This window comes from Rhodopirellula islandica, from assembly GCF_001027925.1.
Lineage (GTDB): Bacteria > Planctomycetota > Planctomycetia > Pirellulales > Pirellulaceae > Rhodopirellula > Rhodopirellula islandica.
Genome location: NZ_LECT01000044.1, coordinates 450,381 through 474,486, shown reverse-complemented (window position 1 = coordinate 474,486; position 24,106 = coordinate 450,381). Strand labels below are relative to the sequence as shown.

The following is a 24,106-nucleotide window of genomic DNA, read 5'->3' as shown; positions in this document are numbered from 1 at the left end:
ATGACTAAAGGAATGGTCAATGTCGATCGTATTGCTCGCCGGTGGACTCGGCACAAGGCTTCAGGAAGAAACCACCAGTCGACCGAAACCGATGGTCGAGATCGGAGGGCGTCCGATCTTGTGGCACATCATGAAGCACTTCGCCCACCATGGCCAAGACGAGTTTCATATCGCTTGCGGGTACATGGGCGACTTCATCAAGAACTACTTTCTCGACCAATACAATTTGGCCGGTGACCTGTCGATCGATTTCGGTCGCAACGTGGTTGCCCGCAAAGAAACGGAAGCGGAGAACTGGCGTGTCAACTTGTTTGACACGGGAATCGACACTCAAACCGGCGGTCGTCTGCTGCGACTGAAGTCCCGCTTGGATTCCGGAACCTTCATGCTCACCTACGGCGATGGCGTCAGCGACGTGAACGTGGAGGAACTGCTGGATTTCCATCGATCGCACGGTCGACTGGCAACGGTCACCGCCGTTCGGCCCCCAGCGAGATTCGGTGGGTTGATCATGAATGGCGACTTCGTCGATCACTTCACTGAAAAGCCTGTTTCAGGCGAGGGCTGGATCAACGGTGGGTTCTTGGTCCTCGAGCCGGGCATCTTTGACTACTTGTCATCCGACCGCGACAGTTTGGAAGCGGACGCACTCGAGCGTGTGGCAGCGGATGGACAATTGGCCGCCTACCGTCATGACGGGTTCTGGCAGTGCATGGACACTCTTCGCGACAAGCACTACCTGCAGCGTTTGTGGGATGAGGACCGTGCTCCATGGCGAACTTGGGATCGCGATGTGCAAGAGCCACGGTTGCGGATTGGCCCCACCAAAGCCAAGGCTGCGTAAGTCCTTTTCCGCGTAGCGGAGATATCCGTTAGCGAAGCCCCACGTCACCCCACTCACATCGACTTCAGTTTTCAAGAGCAGATCATGGATATTTCCAATGCCAGCAGCGCAACATTTCAGCCAAGTTTTTGGCGGGATCGTTCGGTCCTGGTAACCGGTGCGACCGGGTTGGTTGGCGGTTGGTTGGTGAAGCGACTGCTCGAAGCGGAAGCCGATGTCATTTGCCTGATCCGTGACTGGACGCCCAATGCAGAGATCGCTCGAAGCGGAGACCTCGATCGAGTGACCGTTGTTCGCGGAGATATCTGCGACCAAGAATGCTTGGAACGAGTGCTGGGCGAACACGAGGTGTCGACCGTGATGCACTTGGCAGCTCAGACCATCGTCGGAATCGCCAACCGCAATCCCATCTCAACTTTCGAAGCCAACATTGGTGGAACCTGGAAGTTGATGGAGGCTTGCCGCCGCAGCCCCAAGGTGGAACAGATTGTCGTGGCATCGTCCGACAAGGCCTACGGCGATGCAAAAGTGCTGCCCTACACAGAGGAAACCCCTTTGGTCGGAATGCACCCGTATGACGTCAGCAAGTCCTGTGGCGATTTGATTGCTCAGACTTACGCGAATACCTACAACTTGCCTGTCTGCGTGACTCGTTGCGGCAACTTTTATGGCGGTGGTGACCTGAATTGGAACCGGATCATCCCTGGCACCATTCGATCCGTCTTGCGAGACGAAGCACCCGTCATTCGCTCCGACGGTTCGTTTGTACGCGACTACTTTTACGTGGAAGACGGCGCAGCCGCTTACATGCACTTGGCCGAGCAAATGGCTCAACGGCCCGAACTCAACGGCGAAGCATTCAATCTTTCCACCGAGATCCAAGTCTCGGTTCTGGAATTGGTCGAGCAGGTACTCGCGACAATGGAATCATCGCTTGCTCCTGTCGTGCTGGGCGAAGCATCGAACGAGATCCAACACCAATACTTGGATGCCAGCAAAGCCCGAGAAATGCTGAATTGGCAGCCAGATTTTGCTCTGAATGAAGGATTGGCTCGAACGATTCAGTGGTATCAGGACTACTTCGAGCACCATCAAAATCAGCGGCCTGTGATCGCGAAAGCCACGCGTTCAATCGCTGCGGCCTGACTGCTATCGTTGAATTCGCCGTCGCGTGGCGGATTTGCCGCATTCCCCGAATGCAGCTCGATGTCGGATCGATTCAGGTATCAGATGGCACCTGCGGACGTTCTGTGACAACCGGAACGTGAATCATTTCGTTCGCTTCAGAAATCCGTCTGGCGCGACGGTGATGAGCAATTTGTCGTTGTATGCTTTGTCAATCAAAAAGTCGTCATTGTCGCCGATGTATTCGTGAACGGCGGTTTTTGCGTTGTCGCCTTTTCCCCACGGTCGATCGGGAAACATGTCTTCGGGAAGGTCTTCAATGATTGTGTCGAAGACAACGCAGTAACTCCCGACGGAAGTCATCGGAGCGTAAGCTTTCAGCTCAGCTAAAACATGGTCGTGGGTGTGGTTGCTGTCGAGGAACACGAGGACGCGTTCTTTCTCGCTGGCAAGTTCGGCGACCTGAGCGACGATTTCAGGGGCGACGCTGGATCCCTGGATCATTTCAATGCGTTTGGACATCGGGTGTTCTTCGATCGCGCGACGATTGTGCTCGCGAATATCGATATCAACTCCCACGACTTTGGCGTCTTGGCTTCCACCGCATGCTGCGTTGAGTTCCAGCAACGAAGCGGAAAGAATCAATGATCCACCGTGGGCGATTCCGGTTTCGATGATCAAATCAGGCTGCGTGGCCCAAATCAACTCTTGCACCGCGACAATGTCTTGCGGGTACTGGATGATTGGTCGCCCCAGCCATTCGAAGTGGTACGAGTATTTGTGAGCATTCGCCTGGTGGATCCAGTTGCGTGTCGCATCCTGCAGTTCTTGTGATTTGCCCTGTGCCACAACTTCGTGATCGCATTCGGCTTTAAATTCTTCGTACGGTGTCATGGCTTGCTCTTTCGGGTATGCCCCATTTGCAGCTGAAACTCTCGATGGCTTCTCAGGTAAAAACGTAGGTGAATGGGTTTGGATTTGCAACAAGCTCGCCACTCCTGACTTCCCGGCAGGCGGTGGCATGTTCTTTAGGACACCTCAAGATGCCAACCAAGATCAAGATGTCGTCTACTCGCCCAATTCGTCTTCGCGTCTTTGCCTGACTACACGCGCAGGGTTACCAAACGCGATCACGCGATCGGGAATATCACGCGTGACCACCGCTCCAGCGCCAATGATCGTGTCTGCACCAATGGCGATTCTTGGTAACACTGTCGCACCAGCACCGACCATCGATCGGCAACCGACCTTTACGCACCCGCACAGAATCGCTCCTGGCGCCAAATGCACACCGTGTTCGAGTTCGCATTCGTGATCTACTTGCGATCCGTGATTCAAAATGCATGCATCGCCAATTCGAGTGCCGCTGGCGACAATCGCATTGGGAAGAACCTGCGTACCGTTGCCGATGGCAGAAGCCTTGGAAACAAGTGCATCCGACGAGATAAGCGAGGGCACTTTCAGTCCGGAGTTCTTCAACATTTGGTGGTAGTGATTTCTCACGCGACCGAAGGAACCGCCAATCGCAACAAGACCGAATACCGAGGCAACTGGCACATTGAGTTCAGACACCCACCTTCGAAACTCAGTTTCTCCGTAGAGCAACTCCACACCGGGAATCGACGAGGACGCGTTCTTGTTGTTGTCAAACAGTTGAATGACACGTCCACCTTGCAATTCGATGATGTCGTTTAACACCAAAGCGTGTCCGGCGCTTCCCCAAATCACATAATCCCGGTCAGACACACCCCAACCCCCGAATCACATCGACAACTCGTGCAATGCCCTCACTGGAAATGTCGTGATAGCTGGGAAGGTTGAAGGAGCGTTTGGGCAAGTCGTATGAGTTGACGTTCTCCGGTTGGCTTTCGAAGAAGTCAAGGCTACTCAGTGGATGGAAAAACACTCGGGCGTCAACGTTCTCGGCGCGGAATCGTTCGGCTAGCAGTTCGCTGGTGATGCCTGATTCCGGAGTGCAGACGATGGATGGCATCCAGGCTCCATTGACCGTGCCTTCGTCCTCGGGGTTCAGCGAGATCCAGTCCAAGTCCGATAGTTCGGTCCGGTACGCGGACATGATTTCGCGTTTGCGACTGATGAGCGAATCAATGCGTTCCATCTGGGCACATCCAATCGCCGCTTGAATGTTTGACATTTTGTATTTGAAGCCGACCATGTCAGGCCAAAACTGCTTGGTCTGCGAGCGAGAACGCCCGTGATTTGAAAGCGTCAACACTGTCTCGTACAAGTCAGCATCGTTGGTCACAAACATACCGCCCTCACCAGTGGTCAGTGTTTTCGTCCCATGAAACGAAAACGTTCCAAAATGCCCAATGCTTCCTGCTCGGCGGCCACGGTGTTGCGAACCAATTGCCTCGGCCGAGTCTTCGATGATGGGGAGGTTCTTGCGTTTACCCAGGTCACACAACGACTGCATATCGCAAACGTTGCCGTACAAATGCACGGCGACAATTGCTTTCGTCTTGCTGGTGATTGCACCCTCGGCCTTTCCAGGGTCGATGCACCAAGAGTCTTTCAAAACATCGACAAAGACTGGTGTTGCCCCCAAATGAACGATGGGTGCGACGGTGGCGATCCAGTTGGTGTCGGCAAGGATCACTTCGTCGCCTGGTCCAATTCCCAGTGCCGCCAGTCCCATGTGGATCGCCCCGGTGCAACTGGACGTCGCAATGGCGTAGTCCACACCGAGATGTTCTCGGAACGCCTGTTCGAAGCGACTAATGTATTCGTAGCACTTCGCGCCCCAGCCGTTCTCGGCTGCGTCTGTCGCGTAGCGCACCTCGAGATCTGTGATGGATGGTTTGGTGTAGTGGATCCTAGGTTTCATATGATCCTCAGGTTCGGGATGGCGCTCACTAATTGGGCGTTCCACTGCCGCGTGTAGTCCAGTTGTTTTGCGATTTCGTCGAGGAGGTTCCAAGGAAGGACGACGATGTAGTCGGGTTTGGTTGAACGCAATTTATCTTCATCGACGATCGGAATTCGGCTGCCAGGCATGAACTTGCCCTGCTTCGCAGGATTGCGGTCGACAACAAACTGGATCAAGTCGGGGCGAATGCCGGCATAGTTCAGCAACGTGTTCCCTTTGGCTGCAGCGCCGTAGGCGGCCACACTTTTGTTTGCCTTTTTGGCATCAACGAGGAAACGAATAAACTCGTCTTTGACTTGATTGGTTTTCTGTTGAAATCCGAGATAGAAATTGGCCGTGGCGAGCCCAAGCTTTGCTTCTGTTTCAAGCTGTTCATCGACCGCAGGACGTTTTGCTCGTTGTCCCGTGTCTGAACGCTGGGCGAACACACGCAAGCTGCCTCCATGTGTGCTGAGTTGCTGAACATCAAACACGCTCAGGCCATTGGATTCGAACACCGATTGCACTGCAGACAGTGACAGGTAGGAAAAGTGTTCGTGATAGATTGTGTCGAATTGACTTTCCTGTACCAGCTTTACTAAGTGTGGAAATTCGAAGGTCGCGACGCCATCGTCCTTGAGAAGGATGCTGAAGCCACGCGCAAAATCGTTGATATCGGGAACATGTGCGAGAACATTGTTCGCCGCGGTGAGGTCCGCTCGCTTGTTTTGCCCAGCAAGTTCTGTCGCGAGTTCAACACCAAAAAAACGCTCGACGACTTCTATCCCTTTTTCACGAGCGGCCTGGGCAGTGCTCGCCGTGGGTTCGACGCCGAGACAGGGGACACCAGCCGCTTGAACGTACTGGAGTAGGTAACCGTCATTGGCGGCGACCTCGACAACATGACTATTCTGGTTGAGCGAGAATCGCTCAATCATCTCGTGAACATACTTCTCGCTGTGCGTTAACCAACTGGTCGAGAAACCGCTGAAATACGCGTACTGAGAATCAAACAGCTCTTCTGCATTGGAGAAGTCTTCGGTTTGAACCAACCAACATTGATCACATACCAAGACACGCAGCGGAAACCACTTTTCCGGCGATAGCAGTGATTCCTTCGTGAGATAGGCGTTGGATGGCGGGGCGCTGCCCAAGTCGACAAACGGAAGCGTCAGCGGATGATGGCAATGTCGGCATTTCATAGTTGGATTCCGTTGAAACCATCGTCAAGTTTCGGAAGGCGATTGTCGCGGTCAGAGCGTTGGGCGAATTCCAGCGGCCACTCAATGGCCAAGTCTGGGTCCGTCGCATCGAGACCTGCTTCTGATTCTGCGTGGTAAAACGCGGTGTGCAGATACAGCAATTCACAGTCATCGGTCAGAGTTTGAAACCCGTGAGCGAATCCTTCCGGAATGAAGAATGTAAGATGATTGGATTCGCTGAGTGTGACTCCGTGCCACTGCAGATACGTTTCTGAGTCAGGACGCAAATCGACGGCAACATCAAAAATCTCACCGCGTAGGCAGCTGATGATCTTCTTTTCGCAATGAGGCGGCTGTTGAAAATGCATTCCCCGAACGGTGCCGCGTTGCTGAGTGAGGGTCCGGTTGATTTGGACGATCGTGGAACCATTGAGTAGCTCTTCAAGGTCCGCATTGCAATGCATTCGTTCCAGGAAACCACGGTGATCACCGATCGGCTTTCGCTCAAGAACATTCAAGTCTTCGAGTGGCGTCGTGTGAATCTGAAAGCGATTGGTCATAGGTTTCCGAGGCTCCATCCTGGATGATTCACCAGAGGCGTGACGCCGATCGTTCGACCTGCTGACGCCAAGTTGCCAAGCGGTTGGCGATCATCGGCGGATCGCGTTGCAAACCTCGCAGAGGGTGAATCTTCCGCCTAAGGTAACGGTTTTGCGTGCCAGTTCAATCATGCTGACACTTCGTCAGAACAACTCAGCCCATGCCGGTGAAGAGGTGCCGTTTGATGGCGGCGGCTTTGGGGGTGAGCTGGTCGGTGGCTTGCGATGGGGTGTTGGTGGAAGCCGGTGGGATCCGATCGGGATGGTCGAAGTCGATCAGCTCGAGTTCGCCATTTCCGTACTCAACCATGGCGGTCGCGTTTTCGACCCAATCACCCAGGTTGAAATACAGCGGTCGCTTCGCGTCGGGGTGGTCCGACGAAGGACTCAGTCGTCGCACCGTCGGGATGTGGATGTGACCGCAAACGATCGCATCACAATCGTTGGCACACGCGTGTTGCCGGACCTTGGATTGGAATCCGCTGACCCACTGCACCATTCGTTTGGTGGTCTGCTTCAAGTAGCGACTGATTCGACGGGGCTTCATCCGCAGCCACTTCAGCACTCGGTTGATCGCTCGGTCGGCTGTCAGCAGCAGCGTGTAAAGGAAGGTGCCAATCAGTGAAAGCCAATGGGCTTGGCGTTCGACTTTGTCAAATTGGTCGCCGTGCAGCACCACCACTCGCCGCCCATCGACCGTTTCGTGGACAAATTGCTCGCTCACCGTCACGTCATCGGATTGGGCGATCGCAGGCCAATCCGCATGTCGCAAGTAGTCGTCGTGGTTTCCCGGCGTGTAGTGAATCGCCGTTCCCTCCGCGGCCAATTCAGCCAATCGATTCAGCAAGCGGTCGTAGATTGGCGGCCAATACGGCTGCATGTGCAGCACGCGAGCGTCGATGAAGTCCCCGACCAAGTACAAATGTTCAGGTTCGTGACTGTTCAGGAAGTCGAGCAGGCGATCGACTTGGGCGTGTCGCAAACCGAGGTGGACATCGCTGATGAAGATCGACCGAACCGTTCGCAACGGTGGGCGATCTCCCACCGATTTCGCGGGCGCAATCGCCACGCTGGATCGAGACGAGGGGCCTGGTCGCGTGCCGCGAGGCGACAGGACGGCCGACGATTGGTTGGGCAGAAAAGTGATCAACAGGGTGGTCCATCGGGCCAAACGAAGGTCGCCAAACGAAGGTCAACATGTTCGTCGTCAGGATAACCACTGCTGTCAAAAGTCGAGTGCCAATGATTCGAAAGAAGAAATCAATTCATGAAATAATCATTTGCAGCTTGGATCGCTGAAACGGTTCCCGAGGTTTGCGGCAGCCCAGGGCACATTCTGAGCAGGGTTCGGTGGAAAAACACGTGATTGGCGGGCGTATCGGGACTCCTTCTTCATGAGTGACGGGGTGTGCGCATTCTCAACACAAACTGGTCCGGCAGGGGGACACTTTCGCGACAGATGGTCGCATCCGCCGAGAAGGTATGCCACGGCTCTCTAGGCTGAACTGTCCCAAAGGCGTAAACTTCGGGGGTTGAACCGATTCAACCGATGGGGAAACGCTTTTGTGCGTTGCCTGAGACGTTGGATGGCGGTTCTCAGATTGGCCAGTTTCCACCTCAAGAAGACCTGGACCCACGTGTCTGAACTCACTCGTTCGCAATCGTTTTTCCTGCGTCACGAATTTGCCATTCGAAGACTGCATTCGCTGACCGGGATTGTGCCGCTGGGCGTTTACATGGTCATTCACTTGACCACCAACGCCAGCCTGCTCAACGGAACCGCAACGTTCCAAAGAGCGGTTTTCTTGATCCATAGCCTGGGGGAATTGCTCCCCGTGGTGGAATGGGGCGGGATTTTCGCTCCGTTGTTGTTCCACGCGATTTTGGGCGTTTGGATCATCCGAACGGGCAAATCGAACTTGGGCAACTATCAATTCACAGGCAATCGACGCTATGTCTGGCAACGCTGGACGGGTTTGATCGCCCTGATCTTCTTGATGACTCACGTGTTGCACCTGCACGGCTGGTTCCACGCCGGTTTTTGGCTGGCCATCATGGAGCCGCTCGGGTTTGCCAGCTTTGACCCTTACAACGCCGCGTCGTCGCTGGGCAGTGCGATGCAGGGTTACGTTTGGCCTGCGTTTTACCTGGCAGGTGTCTTGGCCACCGTTTATCACCTGGCCAATGGCATTTGGACCGCAGGAATCACCTGGGGTTTGTGGGTTTCGCCACAGGCCCAAGCACGTGCGACCAAGGTTTGCACCGCATTTGGCGTGATTTTGGCAGTGGTTGGAACGTCGGCCTGGTGGGCCGCGGTTCGCATGGACACCGACGACATCGCTCAGGCGAGAGCGGAAGAAGCCATCATGTACGAAGCCGCCAAGGAAACCGGATTGGCTTACGACATGCCCGAAAAACGAACTCCCGTTGAAGTCGAAGTCGAAGAATCCGATGTCGTTGAAGCATCCGGTTCCAGCGACGACGCGGTCACTGAATAAGTTTGCAACCACCCATTTTGATTCTTTGAAGGAAACGTTCCATGGCACAATCCAACTCGCCCACCCGCGTGGTTGTCGTTGGGGGTGGTTTGGCCGGTTTGGCGTCGACGATGAAGTTGACCGAACTGGGCGCCCAAGTCGACTTGATCAGTTTGACACCCGTCAAACGTTCGCACAGCGTGTGCGCTCAGGGCGGCATCAACAGCTGCAATGATGCGACGCGGCAGCTCGGCGATGACGAGTGGAAGCACCTCGACGACACGGTTTACGGGGGTGACTTCTTGAATCACCAGCCGCCTGTCAAAGAGATGGCTTTTTGGGCTCCCAAGGTCATCGAGTTGATGGACCGATTGGGTGTGCCATTCAACCGTACCGGGGAAGGTTTCATCGACCGTCGGCGGTTTGGTGGCACCCTGTACAAACGAACTGCCTTTGCAGGTGCGACCACCGGGCAGCAGTTGCTGTATGCCTTGGACGAACAAGTCCGTCGCCAAGAGGTCGAAGGCAACGTCAACAAACATGAATTCTGGGACTTCCTCGGTCCGATCCAAGACGAAACCGGTCGTTGCCGCGGTGTGGTTGCGCAAGACATGGTGTCGATGGAGATCCGAGCGTTCCCGGCCGATGCGGTGGTTGTTGCCACAGGCGGATGTGGCCTGATCTACGGCCGCAGCACGATGAGCGTGTTCTGCACCGGCAGTGCTGCCAGTCGCTGTTTCCAGAACGGTGCCAAGTACGCCAACGCGGAATTCATCCAGGTTCACCCCACTGCGATTCCGGGTGCCGACAAATTGCGACTGATGAGCGAATCGGCTCGCGGCGAAGGCGGACGAGTGTGGGTGCCGCGCACCCCACAGGACCCACGCGGCCCACGCGACATTCCAGAAGCGGATCGCTATTACTTCTTGGAAGAGCGTTATCCTGAGTACGGCAACTTGGTTCCACGCGACATTGCCACGCGTGAGATCTTTGACATCTGCGTCAACGAAGGGCTCAGTGTCGAAGACGATCGGATGTGCGTGTACCTTGATTTGACACACATCCCGCGTCACGAGTTGGACCGAAAGCTCGGCGGGATCCTCGAAATCTACGAGAAATTCCAGGGCGTCGACCCACGCGACGAGCCCATGAAGATCTTCCCCGCAGTTCACTACAGCATGGGCGGTTTGTGGGCCGACTACGTCAAAAGCGACGAGGGCGGATTGGAAGCGGGAGCACCTCGCAACCACATGACCAGCATCGATGGTTTGTACGCGATTGGCGAGTGCGATTACCACTATCACGGTGCCAACCGTTTGGGTGCGAACTCGCTGTTGTCGTGCATCTTCACCGGGTTGTTCACCGGTTCGTCGATCATGAACTACTCGGCATCGCAAGAGTCGGGTGCGACCGACGTGCCTCAATCGCTGCTCGATTCCGCGGTGAAAGCTCAGCAAGATCGCCACGACCATCTGCTCAACGGCAACGTGGGCAGCGAGGAAAACCCGTACCTGATTCACCAAGAATTGGGCGACTTGATGACTCGGGTCGCAACCGTGGTTCGTCGCAACGACCAACTCGAAGAAGCCATTCAAAAGGTCGATGAACTGCACGAACGAGCGATGAAAGTTTCGCTCGCCGACACTGGCTCATGGACCAACCAAAACGTGATTTTTGCGAAATCGCTGCAGGACATGTTCCCGCTGGCGAAGGCGCTTTTGAAAGGTGCCTTGCAGCGTGACGAATGTCGCGGGGCTCACTACAAACCGGACTTCAAGAAGCCTTCCTTGACCTCGGACGATCCTGTTGAACGACGTCGTCAAGCGGAAGCTTGGTGCGATGCGTTCGAGGCCAACAATGAAAAGTATCTCAAGAGCACGGTTGCGACCTGGAACACCAGCACCAACCAGGCTGATCTTGCCTACGAAGATGTCGACACGTCGTTGATTCCACCCCGCCCGCGTTTGTACGGATTGGTTGGTGCCGAGGAGATCGAACAAGTCTGGAACGAACGAGCTGCTGAAAAAGCGGCTCAATCGAAATCAGGGCCTGGGTTGGTGGGAACCAACTGAGTTCTTCGACGTTTCCAACCGACTGCTTTGTTCACCGCACCGCCTCTCAACCACCTTTTGAATTCTTCCACCGATGATTGCTCTCGACCCTTCGACTAAGAAACGACCCGAGTTCATCAACGTTCGCGTGCGTCGTCAGGATGCTCCCGGAAAAGCTCCGTACTGGGAACTTCACAAGATCAAGTACGAGCCCGAAATGAACGTGATCAGCGTTCTGCAACGGATCGCGGCTCAGTCCACCAACCGCGACGGAAAGAAAGTCACTCCCGTCGCCTGGGATTGTGGTTGCCTGGAAGAGGTTTGCGGGTCGTGCACGATGGTGATCAATGGCCGCGTTCGCCAAAGCTGCAGTGCCTTGGTGGATCGTTTGTTGGCGGACAACGCCGACGAGATCGTTTTGGAACCAATGAGCAAGTTCCCAGTTGTTCGTGACCTGATCGTCGACCGGGCTCGGTTGTTCCAAGGTCTGGAACGAGTCAAAGCTTGGGTGCCTGTCGACAGCTATTTCAACATGGGTCCGGGCGAGCGAATTCTGCGGGACGACCAAGAACGCAACTACCCGCTCAGCCAATGCATGAGCTGTGGCTGCTGCGTGGAAGCGTGCCCTCAATACAACAAGATTGAACTGACCCAGAAGTCAGGCGAGTCGGACGAGGAGTTCGAAGCTCGCGAAAAAGCGGCGTATTCGGAAGCGTTTGTTGGGCCGCACGCGATTTCGCAAGCGATGCTGTTCAACAACCATCCCACCGGAAAAGTTTTGGCTGGCGAGCGACTGGATGCGTTGGAAGGCCCCGGTGGCCTGGCATCGTGTGGGAACGCTCAAAACTGCGTGGCGGTTTGCCCCAAGGAAATTCCGCTGACCACGTCCATCGCACGCGCCGGGCGAGCGACGACGCTGCACGCGATCAAGACGTGGTTTGAAAAGTAATTGCGTCCGTTGCGGTTTCGTTGGTTGCGATATCTCTGGGCCGCTCCCAACACTCTGATCGGGATCACGATCGGGCTGTTGCTGGGGGGCCGTATTGAGTGGGTCGCAGGCGTTGCTGAAATCCACGGGCGGTGGATCGCGAAAGGCTTGCGATCGATGCCGGTTCCAGCCGCGGCAATGACGCTCGGCCACGTCGTGCTGGGTTGCACGCTTGCGGATCTGGAGCGGACTCGGCGGCACGAGCGAGTTCACGTGCGACAGTACGAACGCTGGGGCCCGTTCTTTCTAGCCGCCTATCTCACCGCTTCGTTGGCATTGAAGCTGATGGGCCGCGACGCTTATCGCGGCAACCCATTCGAAATCGAAGCCTACGCCGTGGACGACCCGTCTGCGTGATCGAAGCAAAGGTGCGATCTAGCTTCTAGCTTCTAGCTTCTAGCTTCTAGCTTCTAGCTTTTAGCTTTTAGCTTTTAGCTTTTAGCTTTTAGCTACTGGCTACTGGCTACTGGCTACTGGCTACTCAGGGCTCAGGGCTCAGGGCTCAGGGCTCAGGGCTCAGGGCAACATACCTTGCGGTCTGCCTCCTTTCTGGAGGTGGTGCCGTTTCGAAGGGCTGTGCATCACACTTGCGAACGCCGCCCGTTGGCAGAGGGAGGGGTCGGAAAGCGAGATTGCCGGGGGAGCGGCATTGCGCCCCGCGATTCCATGTTCCCGCCCCCTCCCTCACCGACGCCTGAACGGCATCGCTCGACCTAGTTGTCGCTTCCCCGAAACTTCGGTGCTTGTCGCAGAAACTCAACCAAGTGCGACACCAGAAAACGGCACAACCACCAGTCGCGGAGAAACTATGGAGGGGGCAGGTCAGAGTGGAAAAGATTTGGCACACTCGTTGGGACGTTTAATAGCTTTTGAAACAATCCACAACGAGGTACCAAATCCATGTCCAAGTCTATCATGATTGGCTGCGACCTTCACGACCGCAGCATGCTCCTTCGCTACGCCGTCGGCACGCAAGTGCCCCAGCAACTTGCCCACGAAAACAATCCATCGGGACGCCGAAACATGATCGCGCGGATCAAACGGCTCGCTGACAAAGAGCGGTGCCAGCGGATTGTCTTTGCATACGAAGCCTCCGGGCTCGGGTTCGGACTCTCCGACGAACTGCACGAAGCGGGCATCGAATGCTACGTCCTTTCGCCATCACTGTTGCCCACCACCCCGAAGTCCGCCAAGCTCAAGACGGATGCCAAGGACGCTCAAATGCTATTGGAACAAGTCCGTGGTCACGTTTTAGCCGGTAATTCGCTGCCGGTCGTCTGGACACCACCCCAGCGACTTCGTGATGACCGGGAGCTCGTCCGGGCTCGGATCGACGTCGGCGACGAGCTGACTCGCGTCAAACTGAAAATCCTCTCGGGGCTGAAACGACGCGGCATCACCAAGCCGTCGTGGTATCAAACACACTGGACCAAGCGATTCGTTCGCTGGCTGCGAGAAGACGTGATCGCTCAGATGGACTCGGTCGTCGCCGCGACGTTCGAGCGACTAGCGGATCGTTACGAAGCGTTCCGTCAGGAACAGACCAAACTCGACAGCGCGTTGCGAAAACTATCGGGCGAATCGCGTTACGCCGCTGCTCACAAAAGGCTGCGTGAGATCCCTGGTGTTGGGCTGTTGACGGCGATGGCGTTCCTGACCGAGATGGGTGACCTGACGCGGTTCAGCAATCGCCGGCAAGTTGGTGCGTATTTGGGGCTGGTTCCTTCGAGTCATGAAAGTGGGGAGAGTGACAATCGCAAAGGCCGAATCACGCGTCAGGGGCCTGCCAGACTTCGCAAATTGCTCTGTCAAGCGGCCTGGGTATCGATCTCGCGGAGTGAGTCAGCGGCGAAGGACTACCATCGCATCAAACAGGGCCAAAGCAAACGAACCAAGAAAGCACTCGTGGCGATGATGCGGAAGCTCGGGGTGGTGATGTGGCATCGTGCCTTGGAGTGCGGTGTGTCGAGCGAACTACTCGGGCGGAGCGGCCCAGTTGATCTTCAAGAGGCTTCGAGGATGCAAGCTGCCTAGAAGAGAGAACGACCACCGTGCGATGCCACTGAATCCGCAATTGAAGTTGAACCACATCCAACAACCGAACCGTCAGCTGCTAGGAGAGGAATTTTCGTCACAGGGTTGATGCTTGAAGTCTTTTGAAGAGATTCCCGCATTGGCCAAGAGTCCTTCGAGAGTCGCGATCGAATCGTCGCTGGGTCCTACCCGTCGCGGAGAATGATCCGGCTCTCACTTGAATCACCCGCTTTGCGAAGCGAACTCGTTTACTGATCTGACGGCAATCCTGTCACGATCGAATAGCAGCTTGCGATGCAGATCGGAATCTCCCAGCGAGATCCAAAATTCACCCTTGACGAAAAAACCTACATAGCAGCGACGAAAGCCTTGGGTTTCAACCCAAGGTCATCCACGCCTCAACGCACCTCCCAAGTCGCGGAGCGATGACAGCTGGGAACACCCTCCGAACACCTGTCGCCACTCCGTGGCTTTCCTGTCCCGGGGGCGTCACTCCCACCTCGGGTTGAAACCCGAGGCTATCAACTATCACCGCTCCGCGGTTGAACCGACACACACAGCACGCCCAACCAGACCCACCCAAACGCCACCGCGTGAAATCCCCGAGGCCCGTGTAGCAATTGAACTTTCGGCGCGCCCGCCACAACAGTCGCGGAGCGACGAAAGCCGAAAGCCTTGGGTTTCAACCCAAGGTCACCCACGCCTCAACGCACCTCCCAAGTCGCGGAGCGACGACAGCTGGGAACACGCCCCGAACACCTGTCGCCACTCCGCGGCTTTTCCTGTCCCGGGGCGTCACTCCCACCTCGGGTTGAAACCCGAGGCTATCAACGATCACCGCTCCGCGGTTGAACCGACAGACACAGCACGCCCAGCCAGCCCCACCCAAACGCCACCGCGTAAAATCCCCAACGCCCGTGTAGCAATTGAACTTTCGGCGCGTCCGCCACAACAGTCGCGGAGCGACGAAAGCCGAAAGCCTTGGGTTTCAACCCAAGGTCTCAAACGTCTCAACACACCCACCAAGTCGCGGAGCGACGACAGCTGGGAACACGCCCCGAACACCTGTCGCCACTCTGTGGCTTTCCTGTCCCCTCACTCGCGCCGGCCTGAACGGCGTCGCTCCCCTAAAACTTCGTTTTGGGAGAGGTGCATCATGTGAAAACACGCTGAAAAGCGGCGTTGATCAACTGCACGACCTCTGGGAGGGTGCAGCAAGTGCCATTCGGCTCAGGGCTTCGACGTGTCCGGTGTGATGTCGAGGCTCCAGTTGTGTAGCAGGCCAAACCGTTCACTTCGTGTTCCCACGATGACCAATTGCCAAACTCCTTGAACGCTTTTTCCGTTGAATGAGCTGAGACTGGGTTGGTTCTTCAGCCGGCCTTCGGGAATGAACGTGCCTTCGAACGGTGGGCGAGCTTTGGTAATCGGGATCTGCGCGTCGTCATCGAATCGCGTCCGATCGAAGTGATCGTCGTGCCCGCCAACGCTGGTAAAAAGTTCGATCTTGGTTTCGTCGGGGCCGACCAGATAGGCGTCGAGCGATTCATCTTGTGTGTGCGTGATCGACAATTGCAGATTGATATCTGCAATCACGTAATCTTCTTCGATGAAGATCTCGGAGATGACCGTTTTGCGAGGCGGCAAGGCGGAAGCGATATCACTGCGATAGTTGCCGCCCATCAACGAGGTCGATCCCGCCAGCTCGCTCTTGGTGAGCAAACCATCGGCGTTCTGGTCGTACGACTCAAACTCGGCCAACAATTCAGAGGTCCATTCCTCGGCAAACTCGGGCATTGAGATCTGTTGGTCACCGTCCGCGTCGCGTTCAAAGAACCACGGTGGCAAACCTTCCGCGTCCTGGTCTTCTCTTTCCTGGAGTTGGAGCAGATGGACATTGAGTTCGTCGCGAGAAATTTCGCCATCGCGATCCAGGTCGATGCGGCCAAATGGGATCCCCATCGCAACGGTTTCGCTGGCTTCCAGACGCCCGTTTCGGTTTTGGTCGAATCGTTCCATCACGGTGGAAGCGAGGTAATACCGACGGTCCCGACGCCACGAGCGTGAGTCGTCAACCCGTCGAGAAGGCTCGACTGCGCGAACCTCGCTGCCAACTCGCCGGCGTTTCCGGATCAGTTCACTGGACGCGTCGGAAAGCAAGCGTCGGCGAGCGTAACGCTGTGCCAATTCGATGGTGCTGAGCCGGTTGTCTTTGTCGTAATCTTCGTCGAAGGGATCGCGAAATTTCCAGTCGGCGCGCTCGACTTCACGACGGTCGAGGAAGCCATCGCGATTGCGATCGCTGCGTGCGAGCGTGCGTTCGGCTTGGCGGTAGTCATCAGCGGTGTATTGAAACTTCATCTCTCCCAGGCCGAACTCGGGAACCATGGGTTCGTTGTCGAGAGGGCCAAAGGGACGCACGGTGATGTCGGTTTCGGGGTCGACCTCTTGGCCTGAGACGCCGTTTTGCAAGGCGTGATAAATCCTCACGGCTTCTTGCCAGCGCTCGATCGAGTTGTCTCGGTTCAGGTCCATTCGGCGTGCTTCGGCAACTCGTTCCAAATAAGGACGAGAAAGGGCTGTGATTTCTTCGGGTTCGATGTCGCCATCTTGATCACGATCAAGACGCTCCAACGACTCACGAAGTCCCGACTGGGCGTGAGCGACGGTGCCGCCGGAGATCACGGCACCGGACATCAGTGCCAGCGAGGCGGGCAAAGCGAATTGAAGAGCAGTGCGTCGCACGCTTGGAAGGAACTGCGAGAACAGGATGGCACTCCAGGGAGGTCGCATCATCGGCCTCCTCGGTCTCGCGAACGATCGCGGGAAGAGGTCGTTGGGCGGCTGGAGGTTGTCGAAGCGCCGAGCACTTGTTGAAGCACTGCGCCCATCACTTCATCGCTGCTGGGGATGATGACTTCGACCGCTTGTTCACCACGCGAATCAATCGTTTGGACAAGCGTTTCCACCTCAGCAAACAATTGCGGAGGTGCGGTCACAATCAAGGAGTTGCTGGCTTCGTGAACAGCCACGGTCATCTTGGGTTCTAAATCCCGTGCCGCCTGGGAAGCTGATTTCTTTGGCGGGGCCTTCGAGTTGCCACGGTTGTCGCCATTGCGAGCTGCGTCGCGTGCGTCCGCATCGTTTCCGCCACCAGCAGCCGCGTTGGCTTTGCCGGCCCCTTCGATCATGCGGCTGGCGTAGGCTTCTTGAATGGCTTCCGCGACATCCGCGGCGCGAGTGTGTTTGAGCTCGATGACACTCGAGGTTCCGTAGGTTTGCACGGTCGTGATGCTGCGGTCTTTGTCGATGATCTTGAGGTAGTTCTCGATCAGGTCGATGTCGTCCGAGGATCCCTGCGCGATCAGCCGATTCAAACGCGAATCGGATACGATCGTGATCGAACCGAACAACAAGGTCATTGTCCCGTCGCGAGTGGTCAGGAAGCTTCCCAGATAACCGCCCGAAGAAACGGAGGTCATGGTTCCGTTGATCAGTGTTCCGGCTTCACCTTCTTTGGCTGCTTCACCGCCCTCGAGCAGTTCCGCCAGCATTCGAAGCGCGTCATCCGGCCGAATGTGCTTCAGATAGAACGCGATCGGTGGTGACGATGCTGGCTGCAGGGATGTGCCCAGTGAACGCAGGTGCTGCTCGAACTCGTCCAAGGCATCGGTGTCTTCGGACTGCAGGACCAATCCCCGCGCCGTGATTTGGCAAGTGATTGGCTCCGATCGCGATCGCGTGACGGTCGTTAGCAACCGAGCGTCGGCGGGCTCGTCTGTCAGGTTTCGCTTGCTGGTCAGTTCGAGAGCTTTCTGGCTGGGTGGGGGATCCGAGCTCTCGGTGGCACCTGCATCGTCGTCATGGGGGACGCGTTCGAGCACATTGGGTGAATCGGACTCGTGCCCAGGATAGAGAATCACCGGGTTCGCGGACTGCCAAAATTTGGCGCCGGTTTCCAGCAAACGTTGTGCGTTTTTGCCTTTGAAGGGGAGCACGCGCACTTGGTTGGTATCGCTCGAGACGCTGCCCGCTTCGAGACCTTCGACGATGGCTTTGATTTGGTCGATGCGATGTCGTTTACCGCGAACAAACAGGCGTCGATTGCCGGGATCCGCATCGATTCGCGGCATGTCTGGATCGATTTCGTCTGGATCGGCGTACTCGTCCGGCAGGTCCAGCATCTGATCGATCAAGCTGATCGCGTACGTGGGATCGACCGAGTTCAGTTGAATGACTTCGAATTCATCCTCTGCGGTTTGAAGTTCCTCGACCGTTTGGCTGATTTCCTGTTGGGTTTCCGCTGACGCCAAAGCGACAATCGTGCCTGCATCGTCATCCATCGAAAGGCGAACTGTCTTGCCCGACAGCAACGTTTGCAAAACGTTGTAGACCGTGCGAACGTTGCCACCGGGAACCAGGTACGAGCGAAGCTGCATGGGTTCGTTGGAGGTGGCGTTTGACGCATCGGGTTGATCAACCGCTTTGACCAGACCTTCCAACAATTTGACTTTGTCTTCGATGCCAGTGACGAAGATGCTGTTGCCGCCCAGGTCGGCCGACAAGCTGACATCGATCCCGATCATTTCATCCGTGGCCAACCCCAGGTGCGGGCGAGCGACGGTCAAAACATCTTCGGCAGTGACGTGTTGCAACTGGAACGATTGAACGATCGTGCCGTTATCCATCTGGTCCATCTTGAACGCAGACAGAACACGCTGAACGCTTCTCAGTTTCGCAACGGAGTCGGTGACGATCAGTTGGTTCGTTTTGTTGAGAACCGTGGGATTGGTCATCAAGTTCAAGGCGGACAACTCTTGCACCGCGTCTTCGCCGTCAATCTCACCCAAGGAGAAAATGCATTTGACGACGTCGTGCGGCTTTTTTTCGACGAGTTGTTCAGCTTCGATGAACTCGGCCAGCGTTTCCAGCTGTTGCACACCACGCGGATCGGTCAGGTCGATGACCGAAAGCAAGCGACCGCTGCGTACCAACGTGAACCCTTCGGAGATCAAGAACAGGTTGACTCGGTCGATCGCTTCTTGGACCGTGAATTCGCTGTTGTCGGTGTAGGTGAAACTGCCCGGCGGCAATTCGCCGATGTGCAATGCCAAGTCCGCTTCGTCGGCCAACCACTGAACGACTTCACGCCAAGGCACACCGTTGAAGGAGAATCGAATCGTGGCCGCAGTTTGCGAAGCCACCGGTGTCGCGGGAGTCTCGACGGCTGTTGCTGGCGTTGGCACGATCACATCGTCTGCCAAGCATCGGCCGGAAAGAACGGGTGCGGCAACGCCACTGCCGATCCACATCCCACCCAAGGCGGCCCAAGCGATCGCAGCACGAACACGCTGCTTGCGTTTGCTCAGGACTCGACCGTCAGAGGCGGTTTGCGATGAGAAGCATCCATCCAAAGCGACCTGTCGCTTTGGGAAGTTCAATGCATTGTTCATGAGACTGGAAGCTCGGTGGCGATGAAACCAACGGCTTTGATTCGGTGGGAGGCGGGGAGCGGTCGGATGATTTGTCAGCGAAGACGACCGCGGGGGGGAATCCTAGGGTAGTGAATTGTCAACAGAAGTCAATGTTTTCCAGGGGTTTCGGACTTCCGAAGACCGCGGGAAAAAGCAGCCTGTGGCATTCTCACGGCGAGGCTTTGCGACACATTGAGGGTTCTCCCAGCACCCCCCCCGGCACGGAATTCAAAAACGCTTCCCCGAAGAGGTCTTGCGGCTTTTCAAGGCCATTGCACGCGGCAAGCCGCTGGTTGAATTGGACCTGCACGCCTTGGGCGGCGGTCTCAGACGGATTGAATTTGCCGAATCAGGTCGAGAATTGCCTGTGCCTGCTCAATTCCCCCGGCCTGTTTGACGAATTCAGCTCCCACCTGCAGTGTTTCCATGCTGACAGCCCCCGGTTTTGGTGCTGGCGCGGCCGGGGTGCTCGCCGGGGTTGCGACTTCAGGCTTGGCGACGGCTGGCCGGCGTTTCGCGGGGGCAGCCTTCTTGGCTGCTTTGCGTTTTTCTTGCGAGCGTACGTTCCCAACGTCTTGGTATTTGATGCCGTGCTCTTCGAGTGCCGCAACGATTTCCGTGTTTCGAGCCTCGGGATGAGCCTGGATGTAGCGGCGAATTCGCTCGCTCTTGCTCATCGCTGGCTCGTCCGACTTCGACGAGGCTTGGAAGCCGTTGGCGGAACTGGAGGCGGAGTTGTCCGCGGTCGGTTCGTTGATCAAATCGGGTTGCGTCGTATCCATGCAGGTTCGTTCTTGTCGATTTTGGGGCAAATCAAAACACCCCATTTAAATCACTGGGGCCAGAATTTGAAACCGTTCATCGGTACATGTGTGACATCCGGAGCCATTTCTACCGTCGCCTCTGGATCCGATCCATCACACGGCGGGGAAGATCGCCGCGGCAATCACCGTGACCAACAACGCTGAAACTCCCAACGCCGCGCTCATTGGCGAGATCGTTCGCAGGGCTTCTTTCTCTGTCATGCCAGTCATTTCCGAGATAATCCAGAACGCACTGTCGGTCATCCAGGAAATCGGTTTGCTTCCCGCTCCGATCGCCATCGCCAGGTAAACCGGGTGAAAAGGAAGCTCGCCACTGGTTGCCAGCGATTGCAAGATGCTGGCCGAAGTGATCATGGCAATGGTCGCAGAACCTTGGATCGTTCGAATCGCGGTCGTGACCAGGAACGCCAACGGCAACAACCAAAGCCCCGGGAATCCTTGGGCGATCGAACCGACCACTTCGGCGATCCCGGCGTGATAAAGCATTTTGCCCATCGCCCCGCCCGCTGCGGTGATCAAGATGATCGATCCCGCTGAGGCGATGGCGGCGGACACCACTTTTCGTCGTTGGTCGTTGGGGACCCACCGGATCAACCCGAACGCAACGAGGCACCCCAGTCCCAACGCAAGATTTTTATCGCCCAAGCGAATGATCCAGCCCAACAGTTCTGATTCCGCGACGGCTTCGCTTCCGTAGATCGATTTGATCGTCGATCCCAGAGCAATCAAGACCACCGGCAAGGCAATCGGAAACAGTGCCAGCCACAGTGGCGGTTTGGGCGGGATGTCCGCCGAATCCTCATCGGCTGACGCCAGACGTTGAGTTTCCGGCCGAATCTCTTCACCGTCTTCGTCGCGAAGTGGCAAGTCGACAAAGTGGTTGATCACTCTCGCGGCGGCCAGAGCGATCACGCTGGTCACGCTCCCAATCCCCAGTCCGGCGATCAACATCGCACCAACTTCGACTTCCAAGAACGCGGCGACCTGCAGCGGTCCCGGCGTCGGTGGGATCAACGAATGCGTGATCGATCCGCCTGCCAAGATAGCCAGGATGAACAGCACGTAATTCTTGCCTGTTTTGCGTCGGAGGGACCGGGCCAGCGGCAGCATCAAGTAGAAAACGGTGTCGAAAAACACCGGGATTCCCAGCACAAAAGACGCGGCAGCCATCGCCTCAGGAGCTCGTTTTTCCCCGGTCCAGCGAAGCATGGTGTCAACGATCCGCGCCGCGGCACCGGATTGCATCAGCAATCCACCGATGACACTGGCCAATGCAATCACGATCCCGATGGAAGCTGCCGTCGCACCAAACGCATCCGCGACTCGCTCGGATGCACTCTGCCCGACAAAGTCGGCGGCCTCCGATTCTGTGAATTTACCTTCGGCCAATCTCGCCGATGCAAAGGACGACAACTGAGCCGGCGTGGTCAGCATGGCCACCATGATTGCCGTCGACAGCAGCGCCAGAAACGGGTGCAAGCGAAACGCGAGGATCGAAACCAGCACCATCGTCACGGCGAGCGCGACCAACCACCAAATCGTCAAGACTTCTTCTCACAGCGTGGGGAATGGATGTGTGACGCCAGAGTCTACTCCAAGCAGACACGCCATTGCCCGTCGATCAAACGTTCCTGCGGTACGAATCGTGATTTGTAATTCAGGTGTGGGTTTTCGGCGACGTACAAACCCAAGTACACCCAAGTGCGACCGTTGTCTTTGGCCCACTGAATTTGTTGCAGCACCGCGAAGGTTCCCAGGCTGAACTTGGATGCGATCGGATCAAAATGGGTGTACACCGCGCTGACGCTTTCTTGGCCGATGTCCATGATCGAAACGCCGACCAGTTGGTCTTGGTAACGGATCTCAAGCTCAAGCGTTGGCCAACAGGTTGCGATCAAAAAGGTTTCGTAGTCCGACGCACTGATGTCGTCATCGTGTGCCAAGCCGCGAACGTTGCGATGATCGTTGTAAAGTCGTACACGATCCGCATCGACTTGTGGGACTTGCCAACGCCAGGTCAGTTCCCGCTCTGCTTTTTTGAGAACACGACGCAGCGATTTGGTCAGTTTGAAATCCTCGGCTCGCAATCGAATGGGCTGGCAGGCACAGCAGTTCGGGCAATTCGTGTGATAGACAAATTGGCTGCTGCGACGAAAACCAGCCGCCAGCAGCATGTCCGTGTCTTCGCTCTGACGCGGAGGCATTGGGAAGTACAACGGCATGCGAGCTGGTTCGCCATCGATGTACGGGCAGTCGCTGGCAGCATCCTGGACCAGCATCATTCGATGACGCAGGGGAGCAGCACTTTCAGGAAAACTATCGTTCGCGGGAATCATGTCACCCAGCGTATCGGATCGTGGCGGCGATGGATCGGACTACCATTTTATTCCCAAGTTCCGGTCGGAATCAAAGGCCGCTGGTCACCAAGTCCTCGCTCCGGGCAGTCCCGAGTGCGCCCCACACACCATACGGGCTCTCCGGATGAGTGAACGAGGTTGGCGATGAAGAGTCCGCTTGATTGGAAGAGTTGCCAGCAGCTTCATCGACCGATTCGGAGGTGGTGCTGGCGTTGGATTCAGCCGCTTCCGTCAACCGAACCACCGCGGCGGTCGAATCACCATGATCAATCGATTCGATGATGAACTTGACCGCGCCATCCGCCATCAGCACGTTTGCTCCACCCGCATGAAAACTGCCCGCCGAATGGAGGCCTGGGCTGGTCAATTGTTTTCCAACGGAACAACTTGGTGAATTCGGTGGCAGGATCGTGTTGACGGCCGCAATCGCCGCAACCCCATCGGCCCACCGACCGCCCCGCCCGACGCTGGCGAGTTGAACGGATGATTCGTAGAAGTCAGGTCGGTCGACATCCAACGTTTCTCGGCAAGTGCTGGGCGATTCAAAGATTGCCCCGGTTTGTTGAATCGCGGTTTGACCGATGTCATAACCATCGCCGAGATCGTTGCCGATTTCACACATGGCAATGGTGTTGGAGAGGCCATCGGTGATTGTGCGAAAGTGGGGGACATGGGTCCCGGCGAAGATGCCGCGCACCGATCGTGTTGACGAGTGTTCGGCATTCAGCAGGTCGACTTGATCGCCCACGCAAAAGGCATAACTCGTCAATCCAAATGGCTCGGGCGTGGCCGGCGAAGCGGGACACTGCAAGGTTGAAATCTGTGTCGTCCAAGGTTCGTACTGTTCGACCCAGGGTGCCGGCCCCATTGGCGGGTAGAACATTCCGTTGAACTCAGCGGGGTTGGAGATTGTTTCCCACAAGCTGGAGGCTTCAAAGAACGGCAGCAACGCCACCAATCCGCTGAGACGCCGTGAGTTCCCGTCCCGTTCGGATGGGCCTCGAAGCGTGCCTCCCTGGGCAGGAGGAAGCTGCTTGTAGGCGGAGTGGTAGTTGTGCAGCGCGAGTCCAAGTTGTTTGAAGTTGTTGCTGCAACTCATTCTTCTGGCGGCTTCACTGGATGTGCGTACCGCTGGCATCAGCAATCCGATCAGGACAGCGATGATGCCGATGACCACCAGGAGTTCCAGCAGCGTGAATGCATGACGCTGAATCTTGACCGCAGCCGATGTCGACGAACGATCATGCATTCTGTCGATTGGG

At 56.4% G+C, this 24,106-nt stretch carries 19 protein-coding genes; 7 read left to right on the top strand and 12 right to left on the bottom strand.

Annotation, left to right across the window (positions count from 1 at the left end):
• The first annotated feature begins 19 nt into the window (after positions 1-19).
• Positions 20-844, top strand: coding sequence for a glucose-1-phosphate cytidylyltransferase (rfbF, locus tag RISK_RS23045; RefSeq protein WP_047816613.1), 825 nt, complete (start codon positions 20-22; stop codon positions 842-844).
• Between the two features lie 84 nt (positions 845-928).
• The gene (locus RISK_RS23040; protein ID WP_047816612.1) at positions 929-1,990 is read left to right on the top strand and encodes a GDP-mannose 4,6-dehydratase; all 1,062 of its coding nucleotides are present in this window, start codon (positions 929-931) and stop codon (positions 1,988-1,990) included.
• Positions 1,991-2,113: 123 nt separating this feature from the next.
• Here RISK_RS23040 and RISK_RS23035 read toward each other — a convergent pair whose 3' ends face one another.
• The 6 genes from RISK_RS23035 to RISK_RS23010 all read right to left on the bottom strand — a co-directional run bounded on the left by RISK_RS23035 (position 2,114) and on the right by RISK_RS23010 (position 7,789).
• Positions 2,114-2,863 carry a cephalosporin hydroxylase family protein gene (locus RISK_RS23035; protein WP_047816611.1) on the bottom strand — a complete coding sequence of 250 codons (750 nt, stop codon included), beginning with the start codon at positions 2,861-2,863 and terminating at the stop codon, positions 2,114-2,116.
• 174 nt (positions 2,864-3,037) lie between these two features.
• Positions 3,038-3,697: an acetyltransferase gene (locus tag RISK_RS23030; RefSeq protein WP_261340233.1), complete on the bottom strand. Its 660-nt coding sequence runs from the start codon at positions 3,695-3,697 to the stop codon at positions 3,038-3,040.
• Between the two features lie 10 nt (positions 3,698-3,707).
• Complete coding sequence (locus tag RISK_RS23025; RefSeq protein ID WP_047816609.1) at positions 3,708-4,817, bottom strand: DegT/DnrJ/EryC1/StrS family aminotransferase; 1,110 nt, start codon at positions 4,815-4,817, stop codon at positions 3,708-3,710.
• Complete coding sequence (locus RISK_RS23020) at positions 4,814-6,040, bottom strand: class I SAM-dependent methyltransferase (protein WP_047816608.1); 1,227 nt, start codon at positions 6,038-6,040, stop codon at positions 4,814-4,816. The genes RISK_RS23025 and RISK_RS23020 overlap by 4 nt, the downstream gene beginning before the upstream one ends.
• Positions 6,037-6,600, bottom strand: a complete 564-nt coding sequence (rfbC, locus tag RISK_RS23015) for a dTDP-4-dehydrorhamnose 3,5-epimerase (protein ID WP_047816607.1) — start codon at positions 6,598-6,600, stop codon at positions 6,037-6,039. The genes RISK_RS23020 and rfbC overlap by 4 nt, the downstream gene beginning before the upstream one ends.
• Before the next feature lie 193 nt (positions 6,601-6,793).
• A complete protein-coding gene (locus tag RISK_RS23010) occupies positions 6,794-7,789 on the bottom strand; it encodes a UDP-2,3-diacylglucosamine diphosphatase (protein ID WP_047816747.1) in 996 nt (331 codons plus the stop codon).
• Between the two features lie 487 nt (positions 7,790-8,276).
• On the opposite strand from RISK_RS23010, the gene RISK_RS23005 reads away from it, so the two are divergent.
• From RISK_RS23005 to RISK_RS22985, 5 genes are all read left to right on the top strand, one after another.
• On the top strand, positions 8,277-9,137 hold the full coding sequence (locus RISK_RS23005; protein WP_047816606.1) for a succinate dehydrogenase cytochrome b558 subunit: 861 nt from the start codon (positions 8,277-8,279) through the stop codon (positions 9,135-9,137).
• Positions 9,138-9,178: 41 nt separating this feature from the next.
• A complete protein-coding gene (gene sdhA / locus RISK_RS23000) occupies positions 9,179-11,188 on the top strand; it encodes a succinate dehydrogenase flavoprotein subunit (RefSeq protein WP_047816605.1) in 2,010 nt (669 codons plus the stop codon).
• A gap of 73 nt (positions 11,189-11,261) precedes the next feature.
• Positions 11,262-12,116, top strand: coding sequence for a succinate dehydrogenase iron-sulfur subunit (sdhB, locus tag RISK_RS22995; RefSeq protein WP_047816604.1), 855 nt, complete (start codon positions 11,262-11,264; stop codon positions 12,114-12,116).
• Complete coding sequence (locus RISK_RS22990) at positions 12,117-12,512, top strand: hypothetical protein (RefSeq protein WP_047816603.1); 396 nt, start codon at positions 12,117-12,119, stop codon at positions 12,510-12,512.
• A 543-nt stretch (positions 12,513-13,055) separates the two neighbouring features.
• Positions 13,056-14,189 (top strand): IS110 family RNA-guided transposase, encoded by a 1,134-nt coding sequence (locus RISK_RS22985; RefSeq protein ID WP_047816602.1) that lies wholly within the window; start codon positions 13,056-13,058, stop codon positions 14,187-14,189.
• 1,230 nt (positions 14,190-15,419) lie between these two features.
• Here RISK_RS22985 and RISK_RS22980 read toward each other — a convergent pair.
• From RISK_RS22980 to RISK_RS22955, 6 genes are all read right to left on the bottom strand, one after another.
• The gene (locus RISK_RS22980) at positions 15,420-16,985 is read right to left on the bottom strand and encodes a proprotein convertase P-domain-containing protein (RefSeq protein WP_047816601.1); all 1,566 of its coding nucleotides are present in this window, start codon (positions 16,983-16,985) and stop codon (positions 15,420-15,422) included.
• Entirely contained in the window at positions 16,982-19,642 is a 2,661-nt protein-coding gene (locus RISK_RS22975; protein ID WP_047816600.1) for a secretin N-terminal domain-containing protein, read from the bottom strand. Before RISK_RS22975 ends, RISK_RS22980 begins: the two co-directional genes overlap by 4 nt.
• A 347-nt stretch (positions 19,643-19,989) precedes the next feature.
• Entirely contained in the window at positions 19,990-20,445 is a 456-nt protein-coding gene (locus RISK_RS22970) for a hypothetical protein (protein WP_047816746.1), read from the bottom strand.
• A 135-nt stretch (positions 20,446-20,580) separates the two neighbouring features.
• The gene (locus RISK_RS22965) at positions 20,581-22,032 is read right to left on the bottom strand and encodes a GntP family permease (protein ID WP_047816599.1); all 1,452 of its coding nucleotides are present in this window, start codon (positions 22,030-22,032) and stop codon (positions 20,581-20,583) included.
• A 44-nt stretch (positions 22,033-22,076) separates the two neighbouring features.
• Positions 22,077-22,823 carry an arginyltransferase gene (locus RISK_RS22960; protein WP_047816598.1) on the bottom strand — a complete coding sequence of 249 codons (747 nt, stop codon included), beginning with the start codon at positions 22,821-22,823 and terminating at the stop codon, positions 22,077-22,079.
• 70 nt (positions 22,824-22,893) lie between these two features.
• Positions 22,894-24,093 (bottom strand): DUF1559 family PulG-like putative transporter, encoded by a 1,200-nt coding sequence (locus tag RISK_RS22955; protein ID WP_083435131.1) that lies wholly within the window; start codon positions 24,091-24,093, stop codon positions 22,894-22,896.
• Positions 24,094-24,106 lie beyond the last annotated feature (13 nt).

Bases quoted from the DNA above. Each gene is read 5' to 3' on its own strand.
- RISK_RS22970 (WP_047816746.1), bottom strand. From the start codon at position 20,445: ATGGATACGACGCAACCCGATTTGATCAACGAACCGACCGCGGACAAC.
- RISK_RS23040 (WP_047816612.1), top strand. From the start codon at position 929: ATGGATATTTCCAATGCCAGCAGCGCAACATTTCAGCCAAGTTTTTGG.
- RISK_RS22985 (WP_047816602.1), top strand. From the start codon at position 13,056: ATGTCCAAGTCTATCATGATTGGCTGCGACCTTCACGACCGCAGCATG.
- sdhA (WP_047816605.1), top strand. From the start codon at position 9,179: ATGGCACAATCCAACTCGCCCACCCGCGTGGTTGTCGTTGGGGGTGGT.
- RISK_RS22980 (WP_047816601.1), bottom strand. From the start codon at position 16,985: ATGATGCGACCTCCCTGGAGTGCCATCCTGTTCTCGCAGTTCCTTCCA.
- sdhB (WP_047816604.1), top strand. From the start codon at position 11,262: ATGATTGCTCTCGACCCTTCGACTAAGAAACGACCCGAGTTCATCAAC.
- RISK_RS22975 (WP_047816600.1), bottom strand. From the start codon at position 19,642: ATGAACAATGCATTGAACTTCCCAAAGCGACAGGTCGCTTTGGATGGA.
- RISK_RS23025 (WP_047816609.1), bottom strand. From the start codon at position 4,817: ATGAAACCTAGGATCCACTACACCAAACCATCCATCACAGATCTCGAG.
- rfbF (WP_047816613.1), top strand. From the start codon at position 20: ATGTCGATCGTATTGCTCGCCGGTGGACTCGGCACAAGGCTTCAGGAA.
- rfbC (WP_047816607.1), bottom strand. From the start codon at position 6,600: ATGACCAATCGCTTTCAGATTCACACGACGCCACTCGAAGACTTGAAT.
- RISK_RS23035 (WP_047816611.1), bottom strand. From the start codon at position 2,863: ATGACACCGTACGAAGAATTTAAAGCCGAATGCGATCACGAAGTTGTG.
- RISK_RS23020 (WP_047816608.1), bottom strand. From the start codon at position 6,040: ATGAAATGCCGACATTGCCATCATCCGCTGACGCTTCCGTTTGTCGAC.
- RISK_RS22960 (WP_047816598.1), bottom strand. From the start codon at position 22,823: ATGATTCCCGCGAACGATAGTTTTCCTGAAAGTGCTGCTCCCCTGCGT.
- RISK_RS22955 (WP_083435131.1), bottom strand. From the start codon at position 24,093: ATGCATGATCGTTCGTCGACATCGGCTGCGGTCAAGATTCAGCGTCAT.